An 11,583-nucleotide genomic window follows, 5' to 3' on the forward strand; every position below is an offset into this window, starting at 1 on the left:
GGTTGGAGAATCAACGCGCCGCCAGTGGACAATGCTGTGCCGATAATTATGGTCATCGGGCCGGACCAGAAGAACCCGTTGCCAGTCCAGCTGCGGCAGGGCTCATCCAGCCCCCACAGCCGAGGCCAACGCCAGAACTGAAGAGTAAAGGCGCGTTGGGAATGCAGTATGGCCTTGGGTAGGTTAGTGGTTCCCGAGGAAAAAAACAAACCACCCGCATCGCAGGGATGGACCTGGTCAGCCCTCGCGTACACGGTGCTTTCAGCTATCTTTTGGCCTTCGGCAATAAATGCGTTCCAGTTGAGACTGCTGGCTATTGTCGCTGGAGAGCTGCCTTCGAGCGCGGTGACACCCTTCAGGCTAACCAGGTGCTTCAGGTAGGGTAACCGCGGGGAGTCGATAGCGCCCGGCGCAGCCGCGTGCAGCGCAGGCTCCAGTTCAGACAGGATGGCACCAAAATCCTTTTTCAGTACTCGATCCTCGTAGAGCAGCACCGAGATCTCTGACATCTTCAGCAAATGCTCTAGCTCTAAGGGTGTTGAAAAGGTGCTGATGACGACGGCGACCCCGCCGGCCATGGCAGTGCCGAATAAGGCGCTGAGATATTCCGGACGATTGGTCATCAGAATACCGACACGGGTGTCTTTGCTGACGCCGCAAGCAATCAGGGATCTCGCTACCGCGACGGATTCCTCCCACAAATCCCGATAGCTCCAGCGTATAACGTGGCCGTTGTGGTGCATGACCACCGCTTCGTTGTCACGATAGCGCTCTGTGACTTCTTTGATATAGCCGGGCAGGGAGAGGGCGCCGAGTCCGGGCTCTTCGCTAAGGGGTGGGGCATGGATGAGGGAGGGGGCTTGGTTCATTATTATTCCACAATAGCACTAGTGGGAGTTTTCCGAAGCGACCGTTGGCCGAAAGCGAGCGGCCCTGCTGGTAGCAGATTTGCCAGCAGGGCTGGCTCCCACAATAAAAACCTCGTTTAGTAAGGCAGCTCTACTTCCGCAGTGGCACTCAAAATCACATCTCCATCCTGTGTTGTCTGTTTCACTTTCACCACAACCACCGGCATGCCATAGGGGGACATTTCAATTTTGTCGATTACTTCGCCGTCGATGTAAGTCACATCCCCTTCGAAGGCCGGCTGGCGGAACTGGGACTTCGAGTGCCAGATATAACCGTTGTGCCCGGCCCAGTAAGCCACGTAATCGTGGAACCAGGAACTCATCGACGCGCCGTAGCCGTAGGCGCCGCCCATGCCCACATCCTCGGCCTTGTCAGCGTTGATATGACCGCTTGAGGGCCCGTGGAACAGACCATCGCCCTGGCGCGGATCAAATTTGCGTGCTTCGTGATCGTAAGTCATATTTTCGGCAAAGCCGGCGTCTTCCTTGGCCGGGTCATACACGCCTTCGGGCACATTCCAGCGCCAGGTGCCCCAGATATTCTGGCGGTGAGCGCGGCATTCCAATGCGAAAGTGACTACGCTGTGCGGGCCTACGACGCGGCGTGGTAACTTGTCGCCAATGTTTACCTCTTCAAAGTGAGGTGAAACACCTTCGCGGTTGGACATGATCCAATCCAGTCGAAGTTTGTTTACTTCGTCCAGCTCGGACTGTGTCCATTTTTTAGGAACGCGCTGCTCCTTGTCGTACATGCCGCGTTTTTTGGCTTCTTCACGCAGGTAGCGAATTGCGGTGGAGCGCTCCTTGGCGATCAAGGCTCCATTCTGATTGCGGTGAACGGTGTCGCCTCGGGCGAATACGGTGGGGCCGGCAAACTTGGTTTCGGCAATGCTGTAACCGTCAAAGCGACGATTTTGAAAGAGCTTGTCGCCGGGACGAACAGGCGAACCGTAGAACCACCATTCCTCGCCGCCAAAAATAAGATGCGAGCCGGGAATTTTTCCGACACAGGCCGGGTGGCAGCCGTGACCGTAGTCCATGGCAACCGTAAAAGATTGCGGTGCGACAATACCACCCCATTTCGACGTGCGGGCGAACTCTTCATCCCAGTGAACCGGGTTGGGGTAGTCCATAGCCTGCACCCAGCGACGGATATCGGTGGCGTTGCAGGGGTCCCACAGCTCAGCAAAAATGATGGGCTTCCCAACCCACTTGTCGACATCGCTCATGTCCAATTGAACGGTGCTATCTTTTGCTTGTGCAGACATGGTTACATTCCTTCACGTTTAAGGCGTCGCTCATCACCACAATGGCAGTGACGGCCAAGTATGGAAATGATGCTACTCCAGCCCACAAGTGGACTCTCAGCACATTGTGCGATTGCTTGGACATTCTGTGCAAATCGGATGGGTAGGGTGTAGCGACTGGCTCGCCGCCAGTGCAGCCTCTCTCCCGTGGGAGAGAGGCTTTTGACGCATAGTCATAGGGTCGACAGAAACTGCTCGGCAATGCGGTGTTCGTAGCTTTCACTGTCACCGAGTTGCTGGTTGAGCAGGGCCCGTTTCAGGAACAAATGGCAGGGGTGCTCATCGGCCATGCCGATGCCACCGTGCAGTTGCAGGCAGTCTTCGGCGGTATTCATGAAGTTTTGGCAGGCCAGTTGTTTGGCTGCCGCCGCTTTTGTCATAGGCTCAGTGTTGTTCAGTGCGTCGAGTAACATGGCCTCGCTCGCTGCGATAGCAGTTTTCATATCGGCGCAGCGGTGTTTCAACGCCTGGAACATGGCCAGTGGTCGACGAAACTGAACCCGCGTATTTAAGTGTTCAACGGTCATGGCGAGCAGGGCAGTGGCGGCGCCGATGGCGTCGGCAGCCAGTGCGTAGTCGCGCAGAGCCAGCAAACGATTTATCTGTTTAACCGCCGCTTCCCCGGTGGCGAGAACGGTCTGTTCTGCCAGAGTGATGCCGCGAATATCTACATCAAACAGCGAGCGGGTTTCATCCCAAGTTTTTCGCGGTTGACGATCTATGCCGGTTTGGCTGAGATCAAGTAGCACGAGGGTTTTCCGGTCCTGAGTCCATACAAGCGCATGGCTAGCGATATCGGCGCAGAGTGCTGCCTGAAGTGTTCCGCTCAGCTTGCCGTCGGTTATCGAAACACCGGATTCTGCCAGTGTTGCGGTAGCCGCGTTACCGCTAATCAGGGTGGAAATCCAGCCAGCCTTGTCATCCAGAGAGCTGTTGCAGACGGCATCAATGGTCAGCATGGTGGTCATAGCCGGCGCGCCGGAGAGGCCTCGTCCCAATTCCAAGTGCACGGCGGTTGCAGCAGCATCGCCTATACCCAGGCCATCGAGCTCTTCCGGGATGCCGACCATAAGCCAGCCGAGTTCAACGCATTGGCTCCAGAACGGGGCCGCGGCACCATAGCCCTCGTGGCCGTCAACAACCTGACGGACGGAATCGCGCAATTCATTTAATTCAACGCTCATGATTTGCCGCCTTCGTCCAATTGCCAGGTTTTGGGTTCGCGCGGCATACCCAACATGCGTTCAGAGAGGATATTGCGCTGCACTTCATTGCTGCCGCCAGCAATAGACCAGTTGTAAGAGTTCATGAAATCCAGCGTCCAGTTGCCCGTTTCCTGGGTGGCACCGCGCATAAATCCGCCGTGGTACTGACCTTCCAGCCCGTTCACTTTGGTACCCAACGCAACCAGCTTGCGCAGCACTTGCGCGTAGTAGAGTTTGACAATGGAGGCATCGCCCACCTGCTCAGTGCCGGTTATGCGTTTCTGTAGATATTGATCGGCAACCGCACAGGCGGCATCTACCTGAGGGATGAGGGCGCCGAGCTCGTGGCGAATAACCGGGTCGCTATCTTTGCCACGCGCCTTCATGGTGTCGGCGAGCAGTCGCAGACCAAACTGCATGCGCTGGGTAAGCTCGACGAGTGTTAGCCCCCGCTCAGAAGCCAGCGTAGCCTGCGCCACAGCCCAGCCGTTACCTTCTTCGCCGACAAGGTCTTCGATCGACACTTCTACGTCGTCAAAAAAGATTTCGGCGAATTCGTCGTCGCCAGTGATCTGCGAAATCGGCACCACCGAAACCCCGGGGGATTTCATATCCAGCAGCAGATAGGTTAGCCCTGCCTGTGGTGGGCCAGATTTGTCGGTGCGCGCCAGCAGCAAGCAGCGGTCTGCGTATTGGGCCATGGTGGACCAGGTTTTCTGGCCGTTAACAATGTATTTGTCACCACGGCGTTCGGCGCGGGTTTTGAGTGAAGCAAGATCTGACCCTGCATTGGGTTCGGAGAAGCCCTGACACCAGATTTCGCCTTTGAGAATGCCTGGCAGGTATTTTTCTTTCTGGGCTTCACTGCCACATTCGAACAATGTGCAGGCGGCGTGATAAAGGGCCACAAAGTAGAGAATCAGGCGCGGTGCGTCAGCGCGGGCAATTTCTTCAAAAATGACTTTTTGTTCGGACAGTGAGCGTCCGCCGCCGGACCAGCCTTCGGGCCAGTGGGGGGTGGCGTAACCGGCGTCGACCATTTTGCCAAACCAGTCTTTTTGCAGGGCGACAAAATCTTCTTGCGCGACATTGGTCATGGCCGGGCGCCAGGCGGCAGGTTTGTTGGCTTCAAGCCAGGCGCGAACTTCGGCGCGCAGGGTGTTCAGTTCTGCTGTCATATCGTGCTTGCTCGTTTAAAGCCCTCTTTTATCGGTAGAGAGTTTGTGTGAGGGGCGTTTTGGGTGGGAATGAGCTGGTTGGGCTCCCTCACCCCGTCCCTCGCGAATCGTCGCACCGCCCCGCGAGAGAGAGGCCATTCTGCTGTGAATGGCTTAAACGGCGACCTCTATCCAGTCTTCTACCACGCGCACTTCATACCTTGGAACCGGCTGGGTTGCTGGCAGGTTCAGTGCCTCGCCAGTTTCCAGGTCGAATTTCGCACCGTGCACCGGGCAGGTGATAGCGCAACCGCGCATTTTACCGCCGCTCAGCGGTTTCTTCTGGTGAGAGCACCAATTCGAAACGGCTAGCAGCTTTTTGTCTTTGGTGTGGCATACCAGCACCCAAGTATCATTGATCTTAGCGGCTTTTTTGCTGCCTGGCGGAATTTCATCAGCCTTGCAGAATTGCGTGAAAGTAGTCGACACTGTTGTATACCTCGCAGGAAGTTTACTGCTTTTCTGCAGGAAAGTGAATTCGGGGTGTGAAAACGGGGGAGCCGAGTGGCTCCCCCGAGGGGGGTTACTTTCCGTAGACGTACTTTTCAACTGTCTGTTCAAAGTGGCGCACACGGATTTCCTGATAGTTACCCAGGGTGATGCCTGGTTTGGCACTGGCTTCTACCCCCTGTTGTTGCAGCAATAGGTTTTCGGTGTCCTGATCCAGAATCACACCAAAGCCTTCGTCCATGCCTTCGGCTTCGGTGAACGACTGATGCTCTTCCAGATGCACGCATTCTGCGGGGTCGGGTCGCTCGCCGTCTTTTGGTAGCGGGCGCAGGAAAAAGACCTCGTACAAGCACTTGCGAAGATCGCCGGGCACCGGGCGGAAGCGGTAGATCATCGGTAGGGAAACGCCAGCAAACAGGAACAAGTTGGGGAATACGGTATAGGAAAAGCAGTCCAGCAGTTCCGAGTCTGATATATGGCTCAGGTCTGCGTTGGCGGCTTCCTCAAACATTTTGCGGAACATATTGGCCATGGCTTGGCGGGCGCTTTCGCCTTCGCCGAGCTTGCGCTCGGTGTCGCCCAGGGCGCCACTGTCACCGAGCGTGAACTGGTCGAGAATATCCTGTTCGGTGATCTCCCCCGCAAGGTGAGGGCTGACCACACCCAGTGGTGAAATAAATCGATCCACATGTTCGCCAAACACATCGTACTGGGAATTGGCGTCAGCGTTAGAGGGCGCAACCTGTGGGTGGGTTTCAATGACGTGGTAGGCCTCCATGAAGGCCTCCATGGTGAGCTTCCAGTTGGCGGGAATCACCTTACTGACATGGCAGTGAATATAGCGGTCTTCGAGCTTCCACGCGTTCAAGTGGCTCATAAACTCGTTGCCAAGGTATTGCTCCATCGGCGGTGCGTTGTGATCCATGTTGATAAACACAAAGCCAGCAAGTACCTGAACTTTGGCTTGAGGTAATTCAAATTCTTCCGCTTTAACATGGGGGAAATCCCAGCCGTTTTGCGCAAACTGAAGGCTGCCGTCCAGATTCCAGGTCCAGCCGTGGAAGGGGCATTTGAACTCGTGGGCACAGCCATCGGTGCCGGAAGCGCGCAACTTGGTGCCCCGGTGCAGGCACGCGTTATAGTAGGCGCGTATTTCGTTTTCTGCGACACGGGTAATCAGGAAGGATTTGCGACCGATGTCGTAAACGTAGTAATCGCCCACATCGGGAATATGCTCTTCGCGGCAGGCAAACTGCCAGGTACGCGTCCAAAGGTTTTCGTATTCTTTTTTCTCGAATTCTGGATCGTAGTAACGGTCGGTCGAAATATCCTCATCGCCGAGGAATTCATAGGATTCGCAACGAACCCACGAAGGTGCAGCGACGGAATCTTTGGCTATGATTTCCTGAGTGCTCGGCGCGTCGGGGCAGCGGGCCTCACCTTTGTCGAGTTTGGCTTGGGCAGTCATTTTCTCTCTCCCATTAGTAAATGCGTTCTTGTAATACGTTGAGTCAAATGGCGTTTTTATGAACCGCGCCGCCTTTGATTATCAGTTTCAGGTTGTCGGCTGGCACCAGCACGGCGGGGTCGCTCAGGGGGTCTCCGTTTACCAGCACCATATCGGCCAGATAACCCTCCTTGAGTAGCCCCAGCTTTTCCTCACTGCCCATGGTCATCATGGCGCCACCGTTTGCGGTGGCGCAGATCAGGGCTTCCTCGGCGGTATAGCCAAAGTACTGAACGAAGAAGCCAACATCGCGGGCGTTCGTGCCGTTGGGACTCCAGGCAAAGCCGTAATCACCGCCAATGACGTGTTTGATGCCGCGCTGGCGCAGGGCGTTGTGGGTAATTGCCGAGGCCTCAAGCAAGCGGTCGATTCCCATAGCCTTAGCAATATTGGCGCTCATATAGGGTTCGGCTTCATAGAGGAGGGTGTGGAACAGGCTGACGGTCGGCGCTACGTAGACCCGTTCTTTATGCTCTTCGAACAGATCCAGCGTTTCCTCGTCGGAAAATTCGCAGTGGAACAGCACATCCACGCCTGCTTTCAGGCAAATTTGGGCGCCGCCGATGGAGCGTACGTGGGCATTGACCTTGCGGCCATAGGCGTGGGCGGTATCCACCGCCATTTTGACCTCGTCATACGTCATGGGCGTGGAATGCGCCGGAGTGTTTGGATAGAACGGATCGCCGGAAACATCCAGTTTGATGTTGTCGCAGCCTGCGCGGCAGGCCAGCCGCACGGCCTTACGCATTTCTTCGGGCCCATCGATTATATGGGAAGGGCCACCCGGTCGTGGATCGTGAGCTTTGCTTTCGTCGCCCATACCACCGGTTACGGAGATTTCCAGAGATCCGGCGCGGATGCGCGGGCCTTTGAGATTGCCGGCGTCAATCTCGTTGCGTACGGCAACACCTAGCCGGAGTTTGGCTTCCGAGGCACCCCAGACGCTGGTAAACCCCTGATCGAGAAGGCGCTTGGCGACGCGAGCAGTAAGCAGGGTATGTTCTTCCGGCGGTGGCGTGATCAGGCTTTCAGTGGCGGTGACATTGTCAAATGACAGGTGGCCGTGACCTTCGGTCATGCCGGGCATTAGAAACATGCCCTTTGCATCGATCAGGTCGCAGCCGTCGGTCGGCAGACTGCCTTCTTTGGCAATTTTCTGTATGCGATCACCGTCAATCAGCATATCCCCAGCGAAAGCCTTGGCGCCCGTGGCATCCCAGATCTTTGCGCCGCGGATCAGTGTCTTGCTCATGGTTCTGTCTCCTGAGGTAGGCCCGAATCCGTGGTTCGGGCATCTTATTCAGCTTGGCAATCATTATGCCTATAGGGGGTAAGCCCCTAAATGACCGAGGCAGCATAGGCACTTGCCTGCTTGTGTGGGGTGGCTTACGAGGTGGCGGGGGAGGGATTAGACTGTTTGGGTACTCAGGGAATGGCCAGGTGCTCGGCGTCGAGCGTCGGACCGCGACCGACAACGCAGCAAGGAGAAATCCCACCATGATAAGAGGCATACACCACATCGCGGTTCACGTACACGATATGGACAAAATGATCAGGTTCTACAAAGAGGCCTTTGGTTTCGAAGTGGTTGGCGAGCCCTTCAGCTGGGAAAACAACGAATTTATCGATCGTATCGTTTCCGTCAAAAATTCTGCGGCTCGTGGCGCCATGCTCAAAGCGGGCACCTGTTATATGGAGATGTTCGAGTATCAGAAGCCTGCAGCCAATAATACCAAGGGGCTCGACCCTTACGACAAGGGCTACACCCACTTCTGTGTAGATGCCATCGGTATTGAAGAAGAACTGGTGCGCCTGAAGGGCCTGGGAATGACCTTCCCGGAAGACGGGCCAATTGTTATGGATCACGTGAAAACCCTGTATGGCCGCGACCCCGAGGGCAATCTGATCGAAATTCAAGAAACCATCGACGCCAACTGTGATTTTCCGCTGGATAACCTGCCGCCGGTTGGAAAGAAGTCAGTGATTTCAGAATAGTCAGTGTGGGCGCGAGCCTTGCTCGCGAATGGGCAGTGCAGCCAGAAAAGATTCGCGGGCAGGGGCAGCTCCCACTTCCACAGAAAGCCTCAAGCAAGCTCCTGAGTAACTGAATGTAATGTCAAAGCCTGTTGTCACCCTCAACGACAAATACCTGCAAACCAGCGGGCAAGTGTTCCTCAACGCCAATCAGGCGCTGGTGCGCCTGCCGCTGGATCAGGCCCGCCGCGATGCCGCGCAGGGCCTGAAAACCGCGGGCTATATTTCCGGCTACCGGGGTTCGCCGCTCGGTGTTTACGACTCGGCCTTGTGGAGTGCCCAGAAACTGCTCGATGAACACAATATTGTGTTTAAACCGGGCCTGAACGAAGAACTAGCCATCAGTGCTATTCGTGGAACCCAAGAACTGCATTGGTTCGGAAAATCCGAGTACGAGGGTATTTTCGGACTCTGGTACGGTAAGGGCATCGGTGTGGATCGCGCCTGCGAATCCATGAAGTTGGGGAATTTGGAGGGCGCGGCCGAGAAGGGTGGGTTCCTAATTGTGGCTGGCGATGACCACGGCGGTAAATCCTCCGACAGCGCCCACCAGTCTGAAAATACCTTGATGGCGGCGCTGGTGCCCATTCTCTATCCCGCGACCATTGCTGAAATCATCGAGTTCGGCCTGTTCGGCTGGGCCATGTCGCGTTACAGCGGTTGCTACGTGGGCCTGAAAACCATTACCGATACGCTGGATCTCTCAGCTTGTATTGAGCTGCCGGATGCGCACAAACCCTATATCACGCCGAACGATGTGATTGTGCCGCCGGAAGGACTGAATCTGCGCCCGAATTTGCCTGCGCTGGTGGAAGAGGAATGGCTGGTCAATTACCGCCTGCCCGCCGCCACCGCCTTTGCCCGCGCCAACGGCATTGACCGCGTAGTGATCGACGCTGAACAGCGCAATCTCTCTATCGTGACCGCAGGTAAAGCCTTTCTGGATGTCAGGCAGGCACTGGAAGATCTAGGGCTAACGCAGGAGAAATGCCGCGCTATCGGTCTGCGCTTATACAAGCCGGGACTGGTCTGGCCGATGGATGCCCGGGGTTTGAATGACTTTGCCAAGGGCAGTCGCGCAGTGCTGGTGTTTGAGGAAAAACGCCCGGTAATGGAAGAGCAGATTGCGCGTGCGCTCTATGATTTGCGTGACAGCGAACGGCCAAAACTGGCCGGCAAACTGGATCTAGAGCGCAAACCCCTGCTGCCGTCGGTTGGTGAACTGAGCGTCGGCCATGCCCGTCGTGCGCTAGTGACGCTGCTGCGTCAGTTAAACTTGTCCGACGATGAACTCGAAGCGCGTTACAGTCAGTTTGAAGCGTTGGAAGAAAAGAGCAAAACCGTCGGCGGCCCGATGGTGCGTCCGGCCTATTTCTGCTCCGGTTGCCCCCACAATACCAGCACCAAATTGCCGGAAGGCTCCAAAGCCATGGGAGGCATTGGCTGCCACGGGCTGGCGGCGGTGGTGATGGATCGCGACACCATGCAGTTTATGCCAATGGGGCATGAGGGTTCACCTTGGCTCTCAGTGCATCAGTTCGTTGATACCAAGCACATGTTCCAGAACATGGGCGATGGCACCTATTCCCACTCGGGCATTCTGGGCGTGCGCGCGGCCGTTGCAGCCGGCGCCAATATCACCTTTAAAGTGCTCTACAACGACGCGGTGGCCATGACTGGCGGCCAGCCGGTCGAGCAGCAGATTTCGCCGCTGGACATGGTGAATCAGCTGCTGTCGGAAGGGGTAAACCCCGTTTATCTGGTTAGCGATAACCCCGATCGTTATGCCGGTGATACCTTGCCGGAAAAAGCGCGGCTTGCCCACCGCGATGAACTGGACAGCATCCAGAAAATTCTGCGCGATACCGAGGGTGTAAGCGGCATTGTTTACGAGCAAACCTGCGCTACTGAAAAGCGCCGTCGCCGCAAACGTGGCCTGATGGACGATCCGGACAAACGTTTGTTTATCAACCCGGAAGTCTGTGAAGGCTGCGGTGATTGTTCTGTGCAATCCAACTGTATTTCCATTTTGCCACTGGAAACCGAACTGGGGCGCAAGCGCAAGATTGATCAGTCCACCTGCAACAAGGACTACAGTTGCGTTAAAGGCTTTTGCCCCTCGTTTGTCACTGTGGAAGGGGCCCAAATTGCGGTGCGCTCCAGTGCTGATCCTCAGCGGCTGGAGCAATTAATCAGTTCACTGCCGGCTCCGGCATTGGCGCCGCTAAGTGATGATGGGTATAACCTGCTGGTAGCCGGTATTGGTGGCACCGGCGTGCTTACCATCGGTGCCTTGCTGGGAATGGCGGCCCATCTCGACAACAAGGGCGCAACTATTCTGGATATGACCGGTATGGCGCAAAAGGGCGGGGCGGTCACCAGTCATATCCGCATTGGGCCAGACCCGAAAGGCATCTACACCTCGCGCCTCAGCGAAGGGATGACGGATGTGATTCTGGCCTGCGATATGATTGTCGGCTCCAATGCGCCGGTGCTGAAAACGGTCAAGCCCGGCCAAACCACTGCTGTACTCAATAACGACGTAGCACCTACCGGTGATTTTCAAAGCAACAAAACCCTCGATCTGGGTGAAGCGCGGCTGCGTAACGCGATTATCGAGGCGCTCGACGGCGGTGCAATCTTTGATATCCACGCCAGCAAGCTGGCCACTGACCTGACTGGCGACAGTATCGGCACCAATATGCTGATGCTCGGCTTCGCCATTCAGAAAGGTTTGCTGCCGCTCAGTCTGGAGTCGGTGCAGCAGGCGATACGCCTGAATGGCACATTTGCGGAAGGCAATCTGCGAACTCTCAATCTGGGGCGGCTGGCAGCACATGACCCGCAAGCCTTGGCCGCAGGAATTAATGACAAACCTGAGTTAGTGTCGCTGGACTCGGTCGATGAGGTATTGGTGAACCGTACTGCGTTGCTAAATCGCTATCAGAACGAAAC

Annotated in this window: 9 protein-coding genes; 2 read left to right on the top strand and 7 right to left on the bottom strand. The window is 56.1% G+C overall.

The window, feature by feature from the left end; genetic code table 11:
* From ABYP39_RS13490 to ABYP39_RS13520, 7 genes are all read right to left on the bottom strand, one after another.
* Nucleotides 1-869, bottom strand: an 869-nt coding sequence (locus ABYP39_RS13490; RefSeq protein WP_372783015.1) for an AMP-binding protein, incomplete at its 3' end; no start/stop codon positions are given.
* 116 nt (nt 870-985) lie between these two features.
* Nucleotides 986-2,176 carry a MaoC family dehydratase N-terminal domain-containing protein gene (locus tag ABYP39_RS13495; RefSeq protein ID WP_372760279.1) on the bottom strand — a complete coding sequence of 397 codons (1,191 nt, stop codon included), beginning with the start codon at nt 2,174-2,176 and terminating at the stop codon, nt 986-988.
* A gap of 212 nt (nt 2,177-2,388) precedes the next feature.
* A complete protein-coding gene (locus ABYP39_RS13500; protein WP_372783017.1) occupies nt 2,389-3,399 on the bottom strand; it encodes an acyl-CoA dehydrogenase family protein in 1,011 nt (336 codons plus the stop codon).
* Nucleotides 3,396-4,598, bottom strand: a complete 1,203-nt coding sequence (locus ABYP39_RS13505) for an acyl-CoA dehydrogenase family protein (RefSeq protein WP_372783019.1) — start codon at nt 4,596-4,598, stop codon at nt 3,396-3,398. Before ABYP39_RS13505 ends, ABYP39_RS13500 begins: the two co-directional genes overlap by 4 nt.
* Nucleotides 4,599-4,751: 153 nt before the next feature.
* Nucleotides 4,752-5,066, bottom strand: a complete 315-nt coding sequence (locus ABYP39_RS13510) for a Rieske (2Fe-2S) protein (protein WP_372750201.1) — start codon at nt 5,064-5,066, stop codon at nt 4,752-4,754.
* Nucleotides 5,067-5,160: 94 nt separating this feature from the next.
* Entirely contained in the window at nt 5,161-6,555 is a 1,395-nt protein-coding gene (locus ABYP39_RS13515) for an SRPBCC family protein (RefSeq protein ID WP_372783021.1), read from the bottom strand.
* A 43-nt stretch (nt 6,556-6,598) separates the two neighbouring features.
* A complete protein-coding gene (locus tag ABYP39_RS13520) occupies nt 6,599-7,846 on the bottom strand; it encodes an amidohydrolase family protein (RefSeq protein ID WP_372748187.1) in 1,248 nt (415 codons plus the stop codon).
* Nucleotides 7,847-8,091: 245 nt separating this feature from the next.
* Between ABYP39_RS13520 and ABYP39_RS13525 the strand changes: the two genes are divergently transcribed.
* Nucleotides 8,092-8,589 carry a VOC family protein gene (locus ABYP39_RS13525; RefSeq protein WP_372783023.1) on the top strand — a complete coding sequence of 166 codons (498 nt, stop codon included), beginning with the start codon at nt 8,092-8,094 and terminating at the stop codon, nt 8,587-8,589.
* A gap of 118 nt (nt 8,590-8,707) precedes the next feature.
* Nucleotides 8,708-11,583, top strand: a 2,876-nt coding sequence (locus ABYP39_RS13530; RefSeq protein ID WP_372783025.1) for an indolepyruvate ferredoxin oxidoreductase family protein, incomplete at its 3' end; no start/stop codon positions are given.

It is taken from the genome of Litorivivens sp. (genome assembly GCF_041625495.1).
Classification (GTDB): domain Bacteria; phylum Pseudomonadota; class Gammaproteobacteria; order Pseudomonadales; family Spongiibacteraceae; genus Litorivivens.